The sequence below is a fragment of the Leptospira kanakyensis genome, assembly GCF_004769235.1.
Classification (GTDB): Bacteria; Spirochaetota; Leptospiria; order Leptospirales; family Leptospiraceae; genus Leptospira_A; species Leptospira_A kanakyensis.
Genome location: NZ_RQFG01000005.1, coordinates 507,405 through 528,472 on the forward strand (window position 1 = coordinate 507,405; position 21,068 = coordinate 528,472).

Sequence of the window (21,068 nt, forward strand, 5' to 3'; positions counted from 1 at the left end):
TCTTTTCCATCACTAGTTCTTAACCTTAGTAGCCTACCTATGAAGAAAAGAGTCTTTTTGTTATTCCTATTCGGCCTGTTCTTTGGATTGTCTCATTGTAAGGAAGTCAATCGCAACAAACCAATCGCGAAAGAAGGAAAGATGGACTTGTCCTCATGGGATTTCAACAAAGATGGAAACATCACTCTAGATGGAGAATGGGAATTTTATTGGAAACAAACAAACACTAGCATTCAAATTGATTCCGAATTTGGAAAAGAACCAAAATACATCTACCAAACTGTTCCTTCTAATTGGAAAGGTGTAGATTGGTTTGGCGAAACCTTAGATGGATTTGGTTATGCGACATATAAATTAAAAGTTTTTTTCCCACCAAACACACCTAGTTTGGCCTTTCATAACTTAGACCTTTCTTCTGCCTATCGATTGTACATCAACGGCAAACTAATCGTAGAACAAGGTAGTTTCGGAATCAATCCCAACTATTTTGAACCATCCTATAAATCGGTTCTTATGGATTTAGAACCTCTCTCTGGTGAAACTGAAATTGTTTATGAAATTTCCAACTTTCATTATTCCAAAGGTGGGTTTTGGGAAAGTATGGAAGTTGGCGAAAGACGAATGTTATATGACAAAGTCAATCGCAGTTACCAAATTACTTCCTTTCTAGCAGGAAGTATCTTCCTTTGGGCCTTATACCATTTGGGACTTTTTGTCATGCGCAGACAAGACAAAGCCAGTCTTTTTATATCGTTATTTAGTTTACTCATTGTTATGCGACTTCTCACGATAGGAGAAAGGAACATTCTCAGTATATTTCCGGATATGCCGATGGATTTTCTCATTCGTTTGGAATTTGCAACCATCTATATTGCAACAATTGTTTTCGCTTACTTTTACCGATTGGTTTTTCCAAACACAGTGGGCCAAAGAACCATGTGGGTGTTATACATCCTCATCACACCTTTTCTTATTTCTTTATTTTTACCAGTTGCAGTCTTCAGTGCCAAAATCCATTTTTTCCAAATCTTTCTCATTTCAGTCTGCGTCCGAATCACCATAGCCATCATTATGGCATACCGTTCTGACACTGTGGGGGCTGGTTTATCTCTCATTGGATTTAGTTTTGTTTTTGGAACGGTGGTTCATGACATCCTCTACCAAAACAATGTCATCAATACAATGAACTTAACCCCATTTGGTTTTTTGGGTTTTATTTTATTCCAAGGTTATATCCTTTCTTATGGATTCACAAGAGCCTACCTTTCTATTGAAAAACTAAAAGAACGTTTGGAAGTTTCCAACAAAGAATTAAATATCCTAAAAGAAGGATTAGAAGACATTGTTGTCGAAAGAACTCAAGAATTAGAAAGTTCTAAAGCCAACATTGAACGTCTGAACGAATTTGCAAAAACCCTCAATACCTCTCTCGAATTAGATAGTATTCTCGCCAAAGCATTCGATTATTTGAATGATGAAGTGTATTGTGACTCGATGATTTTATTACTCGTAGATTCTGAAAATTCTAAACTCATTTATCATAAATCTGTTGTATCACCAAACTCTGGACTTACCTTAGAATCTAAACTCCAAGGTGTGAGTTTCCCTCTCGATCCAAGTGCAGGACTTTTTTATCATGTCTACAAAAGGAACCGGCCTTTCCGATTTGCTAAAGTTTGGGAATCACGTCTCAACGAATCCAATCAAAAGTTTGTGCAACTGATTGGAAAACATCCAGGAATGATCATCCCCCTCAGCTCACAAGGGAAAGTCATTGCCATGTTAGCTCTTTTTAGTGTATTAAAAGGTACTAGTTTTTCCAGATCCCAACTCCAGTTAGTCGAGAATACGGCAGAAAACATCGCAACAGCCGTAACCAACTCCATCCTTGTCGAAGAAATGAACCGAGAAAAGTTCATCGCAGAAAATGCAAGGATGCAAATGGAGAATGCAAAAAACGAAGTAGTCAAACTAAACGAATTCACCAAAAAAATCAATTCGGAGTCAAGTCTCTCACAAATCATCGAAGAGATGTTTAACTATATCTTAAAAACATTCGAAATCGAAGCCACTCTCCTACAACTTATTGATACAAAGAAAAAAGAGTTATACACCTACAATACGACCATTCCACCTTATGCAACAGAAGAACAATTGTTATTTGCAAAATCATTTAGAGTTCCCCTAAACGAAAAAGGTGGGATCATTTATAAAACTTATGCCAGAAAAAGAGCACTGTTTGTTCCCAAACCACCAAAAAAATACGAATCCGAGTTAGACGAACAGATTTTTACAAAACTAAGTCTTACTTCTTTTGTTGCGGTTCCTCTTGTGGTACAAAACGAAGTGATTGGTATGGCTTATTTCACTTCTTACCAAAAACCAATGGAAGTCACACGAGAAGTTCTCCGACGGATTTCCGGATTTTGTGATCAAATTGCGGGAGCCATTCAAAACTCGCTTTTATTACAAATTACGGAAGCTGAACGTAAAAAATCAGAACAAGCAAAAGCTGAAATTCAAAAAATGAATGAGTTTGCAAAAACTGTAAACTCTCAGAACAATTTAGAAAATATTCTCGCAGAAATTTTTGGATTCATTCGCAAAAACTACAAAATCGAACATTGTGTTCTCTATTTTCTCGATAAAGAATACAATGAATTCAGATATTTAAATCACTCTGGATTCGATCTATTAGTTGATGAGAATATAAATTATTTTAAATCCCTTCGTTTTCCCCTCAGAGAAGAAAGTGGATTCATATATAAATGTTACCAAAGAAAACGCCATTTTTATATGAAACATGTTCCTAAGTCTATGCCCTTTGCCATCGACAAACAAATCACAGACAAATCGGGGATGAAAGGATTTCTGATTTCTCCACTCGTTAACAACGACGAGGTGGTTGCTATGGCAGTTTATGGGATCAGCGATGAAAACATCCAATTGAATATTGATGAAGTGAATTCCATTGTAGGTGTTTCGGAACATATTGCCAGTGCGATCAACAATCATTTTTTACTAAAAAAAATCGAAGAAGAAAAACTAAGATCTGATTCTCTTCTACTCAATATCCTTCCGAAAAACGTTGCCGAAGAGTTACAGAAAAAAGGCAGAGTAAACCCTGTTGAATTTGAAAACGTAACCTTACTTATGACCAGTTTCCCTGGGTTTTCACAGATTACGGGACAACTCACTCCAGAAGAACTCATCGAAGGTTTGGATTTATACTTCTCTCGTTTTGATGAAATCATCAAAGCACAAGGAATGGAAAAACTTCGTATGACAGGGGATATGTATCTCGCGGCCGGAGGACTTCCTGTAGGAAATTTCACTCATGCAGTGGATGCCTGCCTTGCCGCCTTACAGATCAAAGATGAAGTCAACCGAATGATTGAAGACTTTAGAGACATTCCGTTCCGTCCCAACGGAATCACAATTGCAATCCATTCAGGGCCGGTAGTCGCAGGAGTGATTGGGAAATCTAAATTTAACTATGATGTATGGGGAAAAACAGTCACACAAACCCAAGCCATACGGCGAGGTGGTGTAGGAGTTCCAATCAATATCTCACAAGAAACAATGGAAAAAGTAAAACGATTATTCCATATCGGCAACCAACGACAAATCAATACATACGAAGGAGACCAAGTTCCTATTTATGAATTGTTATCTTTAAAACCGGATTTGTCGGATGATACAGGATCTATGCCGAATGAAAAATTTGGAAGATTATACACCCAACAAAAACGTGGAGCTAAAATTTTAATCAAATGATCTACGGTCTTTTTGCCATCGCGATTCTTTTTGTTGGAATTCTTTATGGAATGTATTCCTTATACAAACAAAAAGAAGAGAAAGAAAAAAATATCTTCCAATTACAAGAGGAAGTTATTGTCTTAAAAGAAGAATTGGCTGAAAAAGAAAAGGAACTAGTCAGCACAAAATCCATCTCCGAAGATTTTTCCGATAAACTTGTCGATTCTTATAGCCAACTTTCTGATTTGGATGGGCTCCTTCGGGAAATCAATTCCGCTTCTGATTTAAAAGAAATTTTAAAAATTTTAGGTCGTTATATTCGGGAAAAATTCAAAGTTCCTCATTATCTTTTGTATGTTTATAAACAAGAATCAGAAGCCTTGGAATTTTTTCACAGTAACTTCCCCGAAGAACTGACAACAAAGACAAAAGAAGAAATTATCAGCAGACCAATTCCTGTTTCGGATCCTTACGTAACCATGTATGCACATGCATATGTTAGAAAACGAAAAAGAAGTTTTTACATTCAAGATTTTGAATCTTACAAAACGGAAGGGGTAGAACTTGCCAACAAACAATCAGCCAATTTAAAATCCCTTTTGATTGTACCTCTTTACTTACGTAACAAATTCATTGGCACCTTGGATTTATTAGATTATTCAGGGATATTTGAACTCACCGAACAACAACTCAACCAAATCAAAATCATAGCAGATTATATAGCGGGAACCATCGAAACAGGATACTTATTGGATGAACTCAAACAAGGGAATATCACAATCCAAAAAGAAAAAGAAAATATTGAAACCAACAGATTAAAGTTAGAAAACTTACACCGGTTCAATAGGAAAATTAACTCTTTTTCACAAATTGAAGATATAACGAGAGAAGTATTCACTTACCTTAAAATAAACCACAGAGTGGAGTTAGGTTTTATCCTTCTCGTAGATCCCAAAACTAACTCTTTGGTTCCTCTTATGGAAGGTGCAGAAGTGTTCAACAAAGGCCTTCTTGTGAGTAATTTCCTCCGCACCTTTCGGCCCGTCCTTTCACCAAACATAGGTTCGCTTTTTAGAACTTACGAAAAACAAAAACCTGTTTACTTAAAAAAATCAATCAAATGGAAACAACTATCCACCATTGATACTTCGATTGTAGATAGTTTTAAATTAGAACTTTTTGGACAAATTCCACTTGTTGTCCAAGGACAAACCATCGGGATCATTTGTGTTACAAGGCTTACCAGAGAACAAGATTGGACAAAGGATGAGTTCGCAGAAATCACATCTTTTTGTGAACAAGTAGCCGGTGCGATCCACAATGCAAACCTTAGGCGAGACTTAGAAAAAGAAAGGGAAAAAACTCTCCATTTCATTCGGAACATCCTTCCTGGTGATCTAGCAGATGAACTCATTGAACGTGGAGAAGTTGTTCCTATGGAATACGAATCTGTCAGTATCCTTTTTACTGATTTTAAAAACTTCACATCCGCAGCAGAATCGCTTTCTCCGGAAGATCTCATTGAACAATTAGATGGATGTTTTTCTCAATTTGATGATATCGCAGTTCGTCACAATTTCGAAAAACTAAAAACCATTGGTGATTCTTATATGGCAGCCGGTGGGATCCCTCAAGGAAATTTCACTCATCCCGTGGATGCTTGTCTTTTCGCTATGGAAATTAAATCCTTTATGACACAAATCCGCTCCTTCAAACAAATGTTAGGCCAAGAATTTTGGGAAATTCGGATTGGAATCCATACTGGACCTGTTGTTGCAGGAGTTGTTGGAAAAACAAAATTTGCCTATGATGTTTGGGGAGATACTGTCAACACAGCTAGTCGTATGGAAAGTTCGGGAGATGCTGGTGAAATCAATCTTTCCGAAACTACCTACGACAAGGTAAAACGATTTTTTGAATGTGAATACAGGGGAAAGGTAAAGGCCAAAAACAAAGGGGAACTAGGGATGTATTTTTTAAAACGACTGCGTCCTGAATTTTCAAGAGACGCAGAAGGTATGGTTCCCAACCAAATCTTTCTAGACTTATATAAAAATCTGCAGATTGGTGCCAAGATCATCTACCGACAAACTGGATCTTAGTTTAATTCCCTCCTCCCGAAGAAGAACTCGAACCACTTCCCGATCCAGATCCTGAACCAGAACCGGAACTAGAGTTTCCTCCTCCACTATTTCCTGAACCAGACGAAGAACTACTGGAGCGAGAGTAAGAGCCACTTCTTGAGGAAGTCACTGGGCATTTTTCATAACAAATCATGTACAAACTCACACAGGTCACTGTGGTGGCTGCCGCATTATCCAATTGTGGGCCCAAAGCAAGGGCACAAACATATTGTTCGCGGACACAACGATCCATACACTGAGACCTTGTTTCATAGTTTTTGGAAGAAGAACATCCCCAAAAAACCAAAACAATTCCGAAACAAAGAAACCAAATTTTCAATTTCCATCGGTTCATGTAACTACTATCTCACGGTTTTTGGAATCCTTCCATGGAGGAAAACCGCAAATGTGGGTACTACCTAAGAAACTAGCTTGCACATCCAGGGAGTAGTCACAAAGTTTATAAAGAAACATGGAGACTCGCCAGGTAAGAATTCTTTTTTTAGCATTTTATGTTTTATCTCTTCTGGTATGGATTGCTGAGGAAGCATTCACCTTAACAAATCCAGTATACTTTGATCGTTTTCGGATCATCATTGCCACGGTAGAATCCTTCATTGCTATCTCTTCCTTTCTTGTGGTTTTCATTCTTTACAAAGAATTGAAGGCTGAGGCTGTCGAAAACGTTCACGCCAAATCTCAAATCCATGATTTAAAACGTACCAACAGAATTTTAAAAAATCCAGAACTAGGATTCTGGGCTGAAGCAAAAGCCCAAATGGAAGAATGGAAATTGTCCGAAGCAGAAACAGAAATCGCCATCTTACTCCTTCGTGGGTTCTCTCAAAAACAAATTGCTGCGGTTCGCAAAAAAAGCCTCCGCACCATCGAAAACCAAACTGCCTCTATCTATGAAAAATCTTCCATGAGAGGAAAATTGGAATTTATCTCTTATTTTTTAACACCCCTACTGCCCGAGGAAGAGTGAACAAAAAACCTTGACCATTCCCGTTTTCTTTGGTTTTTTTAGGTTGTTTTATGAAAAATCAGAGAATCCTCATCACGTCTATTTTTCTATTGTTTGGTTCCTTACCCCTTTTTTCTCAAAACAATCTCGAGGAAAAAGACAAACAAAGACAATCCAGTCTTGTTACCACAAACCAAAAGAAACAGGAAGAAATTTTACAAAAATACAATGACTTCGTCAGTCGTATCCAAAACAGATTTCCTGGCCTCAAAATCTCATCTTCCCCTATCGACTTAAAATCGGCAGAAGGGATTTCCGACCATAACGCAAACCCCGGGGCTAAAGATAAAAAATCCAAATCCTTATCTGCCACTGCAGCCGAAAGTTTTTATCTACAATTAGAACCTTCTCAAAATCCTTCCTCTCGTTCACAGATAAAAGTCAAAAAAGGAGAATCCGTAGAAGTGGTGATGGTTCTCAAACAAGACGTAACAGCCAAAACAGAAAAACCTCATTGGGTGCTTTTGCGAACCAAATCCAAACAAGAAGGTTACATTACCCAGGATCTGCTCTCAACGAATAAACCCGCAGTTAAATCAAGGAACACAGATGGATTGTCTTTAGATTTATCCTCTCTCTCTGGAAGGATTTCAGAAACACCTAACAATCAATACTCGGACTCAAAAAAAGGAAAAAACATGTGGGTAGAGGCAAGTTCACTTAATCTGAGAGGAGAACCAGATGTCAACGCCTACGTGGTAGCAAGATTACCAAAAGGTCTGAAAGTCAAAATTGAAACCTCAAGTTCCAATGAAGAAACCATTGACGGAATCACATCGCAGTGGCACCAGATTTCTTCTGCGTATGGAAATGGATGGGTTTTCGGTGGTTATCTAAGTGCATCAGAAGTTGTATCTTACGAAGTGCAACCAGGAGAAATTTCTTATCCACAAGAAAACCCAGATGAACTAAAAACGGGTGAAAAACGATATGTTCGTTCCACAAGTCTAAGAATGCGAGACGAACCAAACGATTATGGTTCGGTTGTGACAACAATTCCTGGTGACGAGAAAATCAAAATCATTGATACAAAAAAGGAAATAGAAACCATCGGTGGTGTTAGATCCAAATGGTTGTATGTATCTTGGAATGATGAATGGGAAGGTTGGGTATTTGGTGGATTTGTTTCCAAAGACCGCGGCCCTCTTGTGGATAACGATGACATTTCCAAATACTTTCAAATTCCAGTCGATAACGATCGTTATGTATCTTCTAACTTTGGAACAAGGGTAGATCCTGTTACCGGAAAAGTCGGTGCTTTTCATTCAGGGATTGATTTGCCAGCATCCATAGGCACTCCGATTAAAGCAGTTAGTGACGGAAAGGTTTGGCGAACCATTACAACTAGCGGTGGTTATGGGATGCTCACAATTCTAAGCCATAAAAACAATATATTCACCTACTACGCTCACCAAAATGAACGACAAGTAAAAGAAGGTGACAGTGTCCGATCTGGCGATATCATTGGTCAGGTTGGAAATACCGGAAAATCCACCGGCCCACATTTACATTTTGAAGTTAGGAAAGGCCCCGACCAACAAGCTTTGGATCCAGATGCCTATTTACCCAAATGAAACATAAACTTTTTACTTTTAGTTTTCTCCTTTTATTCATTACCGCTAACAGCGTTTTTTCCCAAAATAACCCAGCGGAAACAAACACAGAAACGACCCCTCCCGATATGGTACAAATTTTAACCAAAGGGAATCTGAAGGAATTCGAAACTGCCATAACTAGCGGTGGTGACATCAATGCCAGTGATGAATCAGGAAAAACTTTGTTAGTCCTTGCGGTCGAAAAAAATAAAACAAAACAGTTTGAAATTTTATTAAACCATGGTGCAGATCTCAACAAAAGAGATTTATCCGGCAAAACATTGTTACACTATGTAGTGACTTCTCGATTCACAAACCAAATCAAAACCATTGTGGAAAAAGGGGCTGATCTGAATGCTTATGATGCGGACGGAAATACAGCGCTCCATGTTGCCGTTTTAAAAGCAAATCTCGCGGTACAAAAGTTACTCGTGGAAAGTAAAGCCGATGTAAACCTAAGAAACAATCCACGAAAATCTCCACTGTATTTGGCTTTTGAAAAATCAAAAACTGATTCTATCACATACCTTCTACAAAATGGAGCCGATATCAATCTTCCGGATCTTACAGGAAGGACTGCTGTTTTTGTATCTATCGATCAAAAAAACTTAAAACTTTTAAACTTAAGTTTAGATTCTAATGCCAATCCAAATACAGAAGACACTAAGTCCATCCGACCGATTGTATTTGCGATTGAAAAAGGTTTTACGCAAGGTTTAGAAGTTCTACTGAACCGTGGCGCCGATGCGAATTCAAAAACTCCAGAAGGAGAATCCTTACTTTTTTATGCAGCCTTAAAAAAGAACCTAACCGCAATCAGTTTATTATTAAAAAAAGGTCTGGGTGTTGATACCAAAAACTTAAGTGGAAAAACTTTATTCGAACTAGCATTACAAAAAAATGATTCCAATCTATTAAAATTGGTTTTGGATTCTGGTGCTAATCCCAACCAAATTCTTTCCACAAACAAAAATCCATTAGAAGAATCTATCGAATCTGCAAAATGGTCTGTTGCCGAAATTCTAATTCAAAAAAATGCAGATGTATTAACACCTAACACAGCCGGATACCTTCCCATCCATCTGGCATCCCGGAAATCTGGGCTAAAAATTGTAGAAGAGTTACTGAAAAAAAATGTCCCAGTTGATGTATTAAATGAAAAAACTGGGGAAACAGCACTCAGTTTAGCTTTAGAAAACAAAGGATTAAACATAACTAAATTTCTTTTGTCAAAGAAAGCCAATCCTAATCACAAACAAAAAGATGGTTCCAGTTTGGTTTTTGCTACCATTGAAAGAAAGGATGCTGAGGGATTTAAACTCTTAGTTAGTGCTGGCGCTGACCTCCAATCTTTAAACGAAGAAGGTGAAAACTTAATTACAACGGTTTGTAAATTGGATATTGATAAAAAAGAACAAAAGTTTGCTGATGAAACAATCAAACTACTTGTCACAAAATCAGTAAACCCCAACACAAAAAACAAACGAGGGTTAAGTGCTCTCCATATTGCTTTAAATCGAAATCGAATCGAAACCATGTCACAACTGATTACCTTAGGTGCCGACCCTAACCTAACAGACAATAATGGTCTAACCGTTTTACACAAAGCCATCCAAAAGTTTTTAACCTCAAGAGAAAACACACAAACGGAATCGTATAAGAAACTAGTACTATTCCTAGTAGAAAGACGAGCGAACATCAACCAACAAGACAAACTAGGGAAAACTATACTTTCCGAACTAGCAATCCAGTTTGATCCTGGTAAAAGTGATTCCATTTTGGAATTGGCAAGAGTTTTCGTTTTGAACGGCGGAGATTCTAAATTAGAAGATAAAACAGGAAAATCACCTCTGGAATATGCAGAGGAAAAAAGATTACCGGAACTGATTGAGATTTACCGCGGCCTTTAATGTCCATTCCTAAAAAAGACAATCGAATCAACATCTTTGACTTCGTGAATACTGTCCCTACAAAGACATTCAAACGAGGAGAAATTATAGTTAGAGAAGGTGAACCGTCTAACGAGAAAATGTATTTCATCTTAAGTGGTTCTCTTTCTGTAGGTATGGGAGCACCTGACCAAGGAAATTTCCATGAAGTGAGAAAACTTGCTACTGGAGAATTTTTTGGAGAGATTGCCCTGATCTCCAGCCATCCAAGGGCCATGACAGTTTTTATTGAATCAGACAGAGCCCAACTTGGGATTTTAGATAAACAGAATTTAACTCGAATTGCAAATTCGAACCCTATGTTTGTTTATGCTCTATTACAAACTTACGTGGAACGTTTGATTGAAGCAGAACAAAAATTAAAAGATCTTACGGAGTCAAGTGATGGGACTTAAAGAATCTCTCGCAAAACTTAGTATGATCAATATCAAACGTGGAGAGGTTCTCTTTAAAGAGGGAGTTCCTTCTAACGGCGCAATGTTCTTTTTATTTGAAGGGCAGCTAGATATTTACAAACAAATTGAAGGGAAACATATAAAGTTAAGAAGTATCTTACCAGGAGAATTCTTTGGTGAGATGGCAATTATCAATAACAGCCCAAGAGCCGCATCCATCGTAGTGGTTTCAGAAACTGCAAAACTCGGGATCATCAACCGAACTACTTTTGTGCAGATGAGTCAGGAAAGTCCGGAATTTTTATTTTTACTTCTTAAAAAAGTAATCGAACGACTTTATGAAACAGATGGAAAAATCAGAGCGATCAAACGACAACAAGATGAAGATTCTATCGTTGCAAAAATAACTTCAGCATCAAATGGTTCTTCTGCTGAAAATGCAGAAGGTGATGGATCCGAAACTCCTCCCGATCCATTTGTGGAAAATGAAACTCCAGTAGGAGAATGATCCTTCAGTTAATTCTGTTTTTTTCTTTTTAATTTAAAGAGTTCTGGTGAAATTTGAATTTCTGGAACCACCCAACCTTGATCGTTTAAAACTAAATCTTTAATCACACTTGCAATTTGGTCTGGTAATAAATATGACTTTGGATCTTCATCGGGTTCAAAATTCAAATGGTTATAAAAATCGGTTTTCGTAATGTCAGGAATGATCAAATGAACTTTTACACCAAACTTTCTTAACTCAGCAAATAATTCCCTAGCATAGTGATGGATCCCTGCTTTGAGAGAAGCATAAACATTCCCCCAAGGTGAAATTTCTTTTCCTGACACTGAACCTATAAATACAATCCGACCGTTGTTTTGTTTTAATGATCTTGTGAAGGCGCTGGTAAGTAACATTGGTGCTGTGATATGAAGACTGACCATCTCTCGGATTTTTTCAGAAGACAGTTCCTCTACCGGTGCAAAATAAGCAAGACCCGCATTATGAATGAGTAAACTGATGTTTTTTATTTCTGGAAAACTGATGATGAATTGGTCAATCTCCTTAGAATTTGAAAGATCACAGGCCATTAAATGGAATAATTCATGAGTAAATTTGCAGTTTTGTGGATTTCTAGATAACCCATAAACTGTATAGCCGATGCCGACTAACATTTGCGAAATGGAAAGCCCTATCCCGCGAGAAGCCCCGGTTACTAAAGCAATTTTTGGTTCGGTCACAAGCTTTCCATAAAGTCCCAAACAAGTTTGGATCCATCTAAAACTTTTGTTGTTTTTCCTTGGTCGATAAAAGGAATCATAGGTTTTTCTCCAGGCCAACTGTGACCTAGCCCATTCAATTGAATCAAACCAACTTTAGTATTATCAGCACAGGATTCATATCGAAGAAAATCTATCTTTAAATCGACAGAGTCTTCTTTATAACTCTCCGTTTTTTTAGTTACGGTTTCTGCACAAGAGTTCCACTCTTTCCATCTTAGTATAGAGTCATCTACGGAAAGAATCTCACCACCGTCTCTCACATAACCTCCACTAAATGGAACAAGAGGATCTTCAGTTCCTGCCATAATTCCAACGGAAACTGTATTTGTTTTTAAGGTTTGTTTTCTTTTAAGAGTGAATACAGAAATTTGTGCTGCCACACTCAAAACCCCTTTCCATAATTCAGGTTTTTCTACTGCCAATCTTTGTGCCATAAAACCACCATTGGAATGGCCTACGAGAAAAACTTTCCTAGCATTAACGGAACCTTCGGCGATCAATCGTTTTACTAAAAGTTCGATGAAAGTTACGTCGTTGATTTGATTTTCATCAGCAGGGGTATTTCCCCTTCCATCGGCCCAACTTCTTTTGTAACCATCTGGAAAAACGACAATAAAACCTTTTGAATCTGATAATAAATCTAATTTTGTTTGTAAAATCATCGAGGAACCAGATCCGAACCGACCATGAAGAGCAACTAACATTGGTATTGGTGATCCATCCCATTTTTTAGGATAATGGACAATATAAGTTCTTTTGTGGCCTTGGATTTCAATGGAATCCGATTTTTCATTAGAAGTTAGTCTTCGATTCAATCCCATACAAGATAAAAGAAAACTAGAGAATAACAATAAACATAGAACTCTCATATTTCTTTTATCTCCAATTCTGTAGCTTCAATCAATTGTTCTTTATATACTTGATTAGGCCATTGGAAAACCATTAGGATGATAACTGGAATCCCCCGCCACTGATCCATCCCGATTTCATAAATTGATTCTCTTTCAACATCACCAAGTTTGGAATAACGAAATGTAATGGTTTGTTCTGTTCGAATATGAGAAGGGAAAAATCCTCCCGACAAAAAGGTGGCAAGTAAATTCAAACGATGGATCCATATGTATTTATACGTTGGTTCTTTCTTTTGAAGGATTAATTCCAACTCAGAATCAGAATTAGGATCTATTTTAAGACCTCTTTTCAGAAGGGTTTCCATAATTGCTTTTTTTTCCTGTTCATAACGATAAAACCCAGTAAATACAAGCTTTACTTTTTCTTTTCCAATTGATGACAATTTACGTTCTTTTGATGTTATCGGATCAGGAAAAGCCGCACAACTAAAACAAAACATAACGATCGCTAGATGCAAAAAAGTATAAACTTTAGAATCATCATTCATCATAAGAGTCCCCTAAAAATTTAGATACTTTTTCAGTGAGTATAGGTTTCCATTCTTTTCGATCGTCACCCCACATCAAAAGCAAAGATACCCAACCAAACACGCGATAGGACTCTATCGGATACCGATATTCTTTTTCCAGTTTTCCTTTTTTGCTCACTCGAAAGACCAAATAATCATCATCCCGATCAATATCTGGAATCACAAAAAAAGTACTAAATGCTAAAAAACGGTTCACTAAATAAAGTGCCAACCTTTCTGGATTTCTCTCTGGTAAATAAGAAACGGGTTCTATTGATTCGCCCAAAAAGAGGACAAATCTTGGACTTGATTCTAATATAATTTGAACATGAAGATCCGTATTTGTTTGATTTTGGTATCTGAGTGATGTGAACTTTCCCGAATTTTGTAAAGCAGCCAAAATATAGGAAACTCTGCGACGATCCACTTCACTATCCCAACCAATCAACTCATAACTAAGCGACTGATCCTTAACATACTTTGAAAAATCAACTTTAGGCCTTTCCGTTGAATAAAAAACTGCGCAAGAAGAAAGAGTCAAAAGAAAACAAAAAATCCCGATACAATGCAGAAAAACTTTATACATTTTTACTTTTTAACCCTTTTAATTCAAATTTTTGCAATTTATATTCATTACCATTTAACAATATAGAAATCGTATGTATTCCCGGATAATATACTCGAGTGGTGATCGGAGCAAAAGAATGTCGTTTTGTAATTTTAATTTTTTCTTTTGGCAATAAATTTCTTTCACCTAACTGGAACACCTTATATCCATGTTTACCATTTGCTAACAAAAAACCAATTTTATATTCTATTCTTATTTTGGTTGTATCTTTTGGAGTTTGATTTATGGAAACTTCAAATTCAAGAGAATCTCCAACTTTGATTTCTTTCTTATTTAAAGTTAAATTGATTTTTGCAGGTTTCCATTTCGTGTTATACGAAAAAAAACTCAAAGATTTTTTGTTTCCTTTTTTTAGAAGTGTTCGTAAGGCATGTTTTAAATTTTTATCTAACTCTTTTGACTTCCCAAATCTAGTTTCACAAAATTCCAATACCAAATCTGGATTTAATTTAGAAATATCATTTAAGTGATTTGCAACACTTCTACGAACAATTTCATTTTCATCATCCCAAAGTGTTTTTAATATAGATAAATGAATTTCTGGATTTTGTTTGATCTCAGGAATCCCAATCCCCCAGGGTAACATTGGCCGACTGCCTTCACTTGCCAATCTTCGCACAAATGGTTCCTTATGTTTTGACCAGGTTTGCATTTGTTTTAAAGTTTTTTGGAAATGGTGTTTATAAAAAAATCGAATTGCAAACTCAGCACTTGAGAATACCGTTATTTTCTCCAATGCTTTCATAGATGAATCAAAATCATCTAACCCTGTTTTGGTGACAATATCGTTCAAAAAAATATAAGGAAAATTAAAATCAGAAACCCCTTCTTCGCGCAGTGAATGAATGAGAGAGATGATATTCGGATAAATATCGGCGATTGGTCCTTGCCAATTCTGAACCAAGACATCCGAGAGCCGATCGATCCTTTGTTTTAATTCCATTTCTTTCCAAGGGGAAGAAAACACTTGTTTTTGGAATTCCAAAGGTTTGATATTGGAATCCACCCGATTTATGTGATTTCCGAGTCCCAGAACCCAATCCCGGGAATACATTTCTTTCAAAGGTTCCATACAAACTTAGAACGAAATTACATTTACCTACTTTCAATGGAATCGAAAAACCAATTTGAACGAAATTACGTAACACGATTATTCGCAGATAGTTTGGATTAGGTGTCGGCAACCGGCAACCAAACGGAAAAACATGCCCCTAACGGGACGTCTTCTAACTCAATTTTTCCAGCCATTTGGGAAATGATTTTTTTACAGATATCAAGACCCAATCCCATACCTTCCCCATCAGGTTTGGTGGTGAAAAAAGGATCAAAAATTTTCCCTTTGATGGACTCAGAAACTCCAGTACCAGAATCAATGATCGATACTTTAATTAGATTTTCTACTAATTGGATTTTGATTTCTATAGTCCCGTTGTAAGACATAGCCTGAAGTGCATTGTTTAACAAATTAATCCAAACTTGATTTAGTTTATCGCGGTTCCCTTTACACTTTTTATCTGTTAAGTAGGATTTAACAATAGTTACTTTCGTTAAATTATAATGATAAAGAGAAAGTATAGTTTCTATTTCAAAAACAAGATCAACAACTGTATTTCCGTTCAAAATGTCTTTATCTGAAACTAAATAACTTTTTAAGGCTCTAATCACATGGGTTGCTTTTTCTGATGCCACAGAAATAATTTGATTCGAACGATAGGCAGACGTAATACTTGAGACCGCTTCTAAAATTTGTAAGGAATTTTCACTTTCTAATATTTGTATCAGTCCATCACCCAAACGGAAAGCACCCGTCTCAACAACGAGTTGCATATGTTCTCCATACAAATCCATTTTTGTTATCGATGAATACTTCGAAGCGAGTTCTTTTTTGATTTGTCTTTCCGCTTTCCCTTCTATAAAAGTTTGATTTTTTAGACTTTCTTCTAATACAGAATGAAACCGATTTGAATCTTCTTTACTAAATCCTACAATGATATCGATTACATGGTTTAATTTCTGATTTAAAAAATCAGAAAGCGAAAAGTTCGAAGAAACAATGGCACCTAATGGTGTATTCAATTCATGAGCCATTCCAGCAGCCAGTTGCCCGAGAACTGCTAATTTTTCCGATGCAAGAAGTCTATCTTGTGCTTCCGTTAATTCTTTTAAAGTATTCAGTAAACTTTGATTTAAAACTTGCAAGTATTCGTTGGATTGTTTTAGTTCTTCTGTTCGAACCTCAACTTGTTTCTTTAAATTTTCAGAATATTGTTTATTGAGTCTTCTCCACTGTACCAGACCCAAAATAATAAGAGAAAGAATGACAGCGCCAAAAGTATAATAAACCCAATCATAATTTGTTTTGGGATTGGGATCGTAAATGAATCCTTTTAAATTGATGTTTTTTGGAAGCATACCAAGTTCAGAATAAACTTCATTGATATGTTTCCATCTTCCAGGATTCATATAACCTATTTCAACAAGAACAGGTTGGATGAGAGGGGTCATTTGTTTTGCTTCAAAAAGTAATCTTTCTTTTGGATTTCTTTGTGAATATTTATTATAAATCAAATCAACAATTTCTTCTTGGTGGTTCATTGCATATAACCAACCACGAAGACTTGCCTCTCGAAAGGCTTTGACTCTTTCAGGATGTTCCTGAACTTCCGCTTCACTCGTAAAAAAGTTGTCACCATAAAAATCGATACCGGCAACTCGCGGTGAATATTCTACAAAAGGAAACCCTGCTTTTTTAAAATCATAGGCCTGCGTGGTCGCATATCCAGAGTATGCATCCACCTTACCTGAAATTAAATCATCGGGTTTAAATCTATGTTCTAATAACTGTAAATCTTTTAGTTCGATACCTTCTTTTTTTAGATAAGCAACAATTTCATCCATCCTTGGAGTTAACATCACTCGTTTCCCTGCAAGGTCATGAATACTTTGAATATTGGAAGTTTTTTTAAAAAATAACACCGATGGAGAGTGTTGGAAAATTACAGCCAACACAACCACAGGTTTTCCCTTGTATCGTTCTTGAATCAGTTCATTACTACCAACTCCATATTGGCCTGTGGAACGAATTACTTTTTCATGAATCCCTTTAATACCGACCGTACTTTCCAAAAGTTCGACATCAAGACCTGCATCTTGATAATAACCTTTTTCGAGAGCCGCATAATATCCTGCGAATTGGAATTGGTGAAACCATTTGAGATGGAGGGTAACTTTTTCCATCCCAAACATTGGAAAATGGAATGGGAGTACAAGATAAACTAAGAAGACATAGTAAAATCTTTTAGAGACAGAGCTCCTTCCCATAGTTTGTTTTTTATATAAATTGTATTTTCCAAATCAATGAATTAAATCAAATTTCCTGGATTTTATTACAAATATCCAAAGAAGAAACGACACAATTTTTATCCTCCTGTTTGGAAAAAATAAAAACTCATTTATTGATTTTGTTTTTCACTTTATCAATCCAATCTAAATTTAATTTTGCCTGTTTTTCTGCATATTCTAGTGTCAAAAACCAATATTCTTGGTCTGGGTGTTTGTCCCAATCAGTCTCTAACTCTTTTTGGAAACTTTTGAGTGTTTTTAGATCTTCTTTTTGTTTGCGAATTTCTTCTTCCAATTGTTGGGTTAACAATTTCGGACTCATATACCTTCCAAAAAATACCTTAAATAACAATTCATTTCTTTTGTTTGATTGAATGGGAGATTCATCCATCCAACGGCGAAATGTATCTAATCCTGATCGAGTAATTTTATAAACTTTCTTTTTCTTTCCACTAACATCTGTTTTTTCCCATTCACGAATTAATCCTTCTTCAGCTAATTTAGAAAGAGTGGGATAAATTTGACCGAAACTTTCGCTCCAAAAAAAACTAATCGTGGATTCAATGTACTTTCGAATTTCATATCCATTCATTTCACACTGAGAAAGAATCCCTAATAGTGCATATTGTGTTTTACTTTCTCGTTTCATCTGAAATATCATTCCCCACGCATTGCTAGTGATTCCACAAAATTTGTCCATTTAAGAAAATGTTTGGGTTTGCGAGTTCTCACTTCACCGAAAATAGTAACTTTTACTGGAGCCACTCCACAAAATTCTAAAGTTCCAAATTTTAATAATTGGACACCAGGAGATTTATTGAACCATTTATAATACCAACTTGGTGCATCCATTGTTACGATGATACGAGCTGTTTTACCTAACAAAAGTTTTTCGGGGAAAGGTGAGTTTTTTCTATACTTAAAAGTAAACCCTGGTAAAAAAACACGATCAATCCACGCCTTTAAAACTGCCGGCATACTCGCCCACCAACTTGGAAAAACAAACACTAGATGGTCTGCTTCTGAAATTAACTTTTGGCTTTGAACCAAATCTGGTTCGAGAGTCGGTATAGAATCTTTTTTATGGCCCATATATAAATTATAATCGAATTTTAAGTCAGCCAATTTCAAAAAACTCACATTGTGGCCTGAATCTTTTGCTGCATTCACATAAGTTTCCGCTAAATGTGCACAAAGTGAATTAGGGTTAGGATGGCCAAGGACAACGAGGATATTCCTCTGGTTTGTTTTCATAAATTTACCATATCTGTCAGATATATTTTCTAGCTATATCTATTAGATATATTCAACCAACAGAAAAGTAATAATTTTTATTGTTCAACACAATAAAATGGTAAATTACTGTTACAAGTAAATGAATTCATTCCAATCGCATTGGAAGACGTAGCAAAAGTATCACCAGCATTTCCGTTGCCAGAAGCTAAAACCCATTCACCACAATGGAGACTGACGGCACTAGTCCAATCAGCAGCTAAACCAGTCCAAGCCGTTGTTGAAGTCGGGCGAATTGCCACGATAGGAAAAGTAAAAAGTGAATTTGCGTTCGTTGTGCCAATTACAGTTGAAGTGTTGTCATTTCGTGCATAAGTGGCAAATGGCTTTAAAACCCAGGAAATTTGACCATCACCAAGGTTTGGAGTATTGGATGCCACGCGAGAATCAGATGAATTGTCAACTAACATTGCTTTACAAACTTTACCGACAGGGCATTTGACATCGGCTTGGCAAATAGCATCAGCACCAGTAAATCCACCTAAAGCTCCCGTATAACTACTCGTTGTTGTATAAATGACTTTATCGTTGTCTAAAATTTCCATAGAAATGATTTGGTCTTGCAGTCGCATAGAGGAATCGTCAGAAGTGGGAACAAGTCGAATGGAAAAATTTCGATTTCCATTGATAATTGTATCATTGACTGCACTCACAGAAATATTCTTTATTATATTCCAATCTGATTTTGTCCAAACCAAAGAAGTAGGAATCACAGTCGCATAACTTGGATTACTAACAATAACTTGAACTGAGACCGGTTCTTTCGGCTCCATTCCCAAAGACAAAGCAAAGGAAAGAACACTTCCTTGGAGAGCATTACCACCGGCTTCAGAAATAATTCCACTTTTTGCACTTACATTGAGGCCGGGATTCGTTAAAATCTGAAAACCAGGATAACAAGGATGTTTTTTTTCACCCATCATACCTAATAAAACTGATGTTTCAGCATAGGATTTTGATTTAGAATCACAAACATTATTAGCAGAATTTCCATTACAGGAAAAAAGAAAAATATAAGATAACGGAATGACAAAAATAAAATAAAAAAATCTAGACTCAAATAACCTTGTTAAACTAAAAAAAAGAAACATGTAAACCAAACTTTTGTATCAATTGAATTATAAAAATAAGCCAAATTCCTATCTACGTTCAATACTCAACACATAACAATTTCAGTGGATTGCCACAACCATAGGTTGCTCCAAAAAACAAATTATTTACTTCCTGAGTCCTTAATATAAATCCTGACTCTGTATTTACGATGGCCGACCATGTAAAACAACTAGTGTTGGTATTAAAAACCCAATCCGCATTACCACCAAACCAAGCTCCATAGTTAACCGAATCAATAGAATTGGAGAACGGAATCTGAAATAAAGAAGTATTGTTGGTATAGGAAATCAGCGTGGTTCCATCCGTTAGGTAATAATGTGCGTTTGGTTTCAAAACCCAATCCAATTGGCCATCACCAACATTCGCCGTTAAAGATGCAATCCGAGTGGTTCCATTTAATATCATTGCCTTACATTGAGAACCGGATGGGCATAACCTATCAGTAGAACAAATGGTATCTGCACCTGTAACTCCCCCAAAATCACCGCCTCGATAGGAACCAGCAGATAAAAACATTCTTTTTTCGTTGTCCAAAATTTGCATTTGTATTTCCGCAGGATTCAAATCTAACTTTGAATCTTCCGATTTTGGAGTTAGAATGACACGAAATTCTCGATTGCCATTGAGTAAAGAATCATTAATGCTTGTTAACGCAATATTCTTAGGATTAGACCAGTTGGTTGAATCAAAACTGAGCGTTGTTGGACTTACGGTAGCATAAGAAGGATTTGAGACAACTAGTTCAATCTCAACTTGTGCCTCAGGTTTTTCCTTAAGACTTACAGAAAATGAAAGAGGACTTATTATACCCTCCGTAATCACTCCCTTTTTAGAACTAAGCGCAATGACGGTGGGGAAAAACTCAATAGTTCCTGTGGAACAATTATTCCTACCTTCACCTAACAAATTAAAAAGGACTGTTGATTCTAGATAAGAATCAGAGTTAATGTCGCAGGCATTGTTTAGTGTTTGATCTTTACAGTAAAAAACTAAAACTAATAATGGAACGAATAAATAACGAAACATAAAAGGATAATCTAAGTATCTATGCCAAATTGGTTGTAACTAGATTACTCGCAAATCAATAATAGAAAATTTATAATTTATTAACTTCGTTATCGTATTCCCTTAGACTAACAGAAATAAGCCTGTCGA

18 protein-coding genes are annotated in these 21,068 nt (G+C 36.4%); 7 read left to right on the top strand and 11 right to left on the bottom strand.

Features of this window, described 5'->3' with window-relative positions; all coding sequences use genetic code 11:
- The first annotated feature begins 39 nt into the window (after positions 1-39).
- Positions 40-3,777 carry an adenylate/guanylate cyclase domain-containing protein gene (locus tag EHQ16_RS02950; protein ID WP_135636494.1) on the top strand — a complete coding sequence of 1,246 codons (3,738 nt, stop codon included), beginning with the start codon at positions 40-42 and terminating at the stop codon, positions 3,775-3,777.
- A complete protein-coding gene (locus EHQ16_RS02955) occupies positions 3,774-5,861 on the top strand; it encodes an adenylate/guanylate cyclase domain-containing protein (RefSeq protein ID WP_135636492.1) in 2,088 nt (695 codons plus the stop codon). Before EHQ16_RS02950 ends, EHQ16_RS02955 begins: the two co-directional genes overlap by 4 nt.
- A 1-nt stretch (position 5,862) precedes the next feature.
- On the opposite strand, the gene EHQ16_RS02960 is transcribed toward EHQ16_RS02955, so the two are convergent.
- Positions 5,863-6,222, bottom strand: a complete 360-nt coding sequence (locus EHQ16_RS02960; RefSeq protein ID WP_244241904.1) for a hypothetical protein — start codon at positions 6,220-6,222, stop codon at positions 5,863-5,865.
- 132 nt (positions 6,223-6,354) lie between these two features.
- On the opposite strand from EHQ16_RS02960, the gene EHQ16_RS02965 reads away from it, so the two are divergent.
- Genes EHQ16_RS02965 through EHQ16_RS02985 form a run of 5 tightly spaced genes read left to right on the top strand, consistent with a single transcriptional unit; the run spans position 6,355 to position 11,356 of the window.
- Positions 6,355-6,870: a helix-turn-helix transcriptional regulator gene (locus EHQ16_RS02965; RefSeq protein WP_135636489.1), complete on the top strand. Its 516-nt coding sequence runs from the start codon at positions 6,355-6,357 to the stop codon at positions 6,868-6,870.
- A 50-nt stretch (positions 6,871-6,920) separates the two neighbouring features.
- Entirely contained in the window at positions 6,921-8,483 is a 1,563-nt protein-coding gene (locus tag EHQ16_RS02970) for a peptidoglycan DD-metalloendopeptidase family protein (protein ID WP_135636487.1), read from the top strand.
- Complete coding sequence (locus EHQ16_RS02975; RefSeq protein ID WP_135636485.1) at positions 8,480-10,414, top strand: ankyrin repeat domain-containing protein; 1,935 nt, start codon at positions 8,480-8,482, stop codon at positions 10,412-10,414. Before EHQ16_RS02970 ends, EHQ16_RS02975 begins: the two co-directional genes overlap by 4 nt.
- Positions 10,414-10,848 carry a Crp/Fnr family transcriptional regulator gene (locus tag EHQ16_RS02980; RefSeq protein ID WP_135636483.1) on the top strand — a complete coding sequence of 145 codons (435 nt, stop codon included), beginning with the start codon at positions 10,414-10,416 and terminating at the stop codon, positions 10,846-10,848. The genes EHQ16_RS02975 and EHQ16_RS02980 overlap by 1 nt, the downstream gene beginning before the upstream one ends.
- Positions 10,838-11,356, top strand: a complete 519-nt coding sequence (locus EHQ16_RS02985) for a Crp/Fnr family transcriptional regulator (RefSeq protein ID WP_135636481.1) — start codon at positions 10,838-10,840, stop codon at positions 11,354-11,356. The genes EHQ16_RS02980 and EHQ16_RS02985 overlap by 11 nt, the downstream gene beginning before the upstream one ends.
- Positions 11,357-11,364: 8 nt before the next feature.
- Here EHQ16_RS02985 and EHQ16_RS02990 read toward each other — a convergent pair whose 3' ends face one another.
- From EHQ16_RS02990 to EHQ16_RS03035, 10 genes are all read right to left on the bottom strand, one after another.
- Complete coding sequence (locus EHQ16_RS02990; protein WP_135636479.1) at positions 11,365-12,075, bottom strand: SDR family oxidoreductase; 711 nt, start codon at positions 12,073-12,075, stop codon at positions 11,365-11,367.
- A complete protein-coding gene (locus EHQ16_RS02995; RefSeq protein WP_135636477.1) occupies positions 12,072-12,986 on the bottom strand; it encodes a CE1 family esterase in 915 nt (304 codons plus the stop codon). Before EHQ16_RS02995 ends, EHQ16_RS02990 begins: the two co-directional genes overlap by 4 nt.
- A complete protein-coding gene (locus tag EHQ16_RS03000; protein ID WP_409035671.1) occupies positions 12,983-13,519 on the bottom strand; it encodes a hypothetical protein in 537 nt (178 codons plus the stop codon). Before EHQ16_RS03000 ends, EHQ16_RS02995 begins: the two co-directional genes overlap by 4 nt.
- Positions 13,509-14,123, bottom strand: coding sequence for a hypothetical protein (locus EHQ16_RS03005; protein WP_135636475.1), 615 nt, complete (start codon positions 14,121-14,123; stop codon positions 13,509-13,511). The genes EHQ16_RS03000 and EHQ16_RS03005 overlap by 11 nt, the downstream gene beginning before the upstream one ends.
- Positions 14,116-15,237 carry a DNA alkylation repair protein gene (locus EHQ16_RS03010; RefSeq protein WP_135638816.1) on the bottom strand — a complete coding sequence of 374 codons (1,122 nt, stop codon included), beginning with the start codon at positions 15,235-15,237 and terminating at the stop codon, positions 14,116-14,118. The genes EHQ16_RS03005 and EHQ16_RS03010 overlap by 8 nt, the downstream gene beginning before the upstream one ends.
- Before the next feature lie 98 nt (positions 15,238-15,335).
- A complete protein-coding gene (locus tag EHQ16_RS03015; protein WP_425269929.1) occupies positions 15,336-17,402 on the bottom strand; it encodes an ABC transporter substrate-binding protein in 2,067 nt (688 codons plus the stop codon).
- 211 nt (positions 17,403-17,613) lie between these two features.
- Positions 17,614-18,156, bottom strand: a complete 543-nt coding sequence (locus EHQ16_RS03020; RefSeq protein WP_135636469.1) for a PadR family transcriptional regulator — start codon at positions 18,154-18,156, stop codon at positions 17,614-17,616.
- Between the two features lie 8 nt (positions 18,157-18,164).
- Positions 18,165-18,761, bottom strand: coding sequence for an NAD(P)H-dependent oxidoreductase (locus EHQ16_RS03025; protein ID WP_135636467.1), 597 nt, complete (start codon positions 18,759-18,761; stop codon positions 18,165-18,167).
- Positions 18,762-18,838: 77 nt separating this feature from the next.
- Positions 18,839-19,891 (bottom strand): DUF1554 domain-containing protein, encoded by a 1,053-nt coding sequence (locus tag EHQ16_RS03030; protein ID WP_135636465.1) that lies wholly within the window; start codon positions 19,889-19,891, stop codon positions 18,839-18,841.
- Positions 19,892-19,949: 58 nt separating this feature from the next.
- A complete protein-coding gene (locus tag EHQ16_RS03035; protein ID WP_135636463.1) occupies positions 19,950-20,939 on the bottom strand; it encodes a DUF1554 domain-containing protein in 990 nt (329 codons plus the stop codon).
- Between the last annotated feature and the right edge of the window lie 129 nt (positions 20,940-21,068).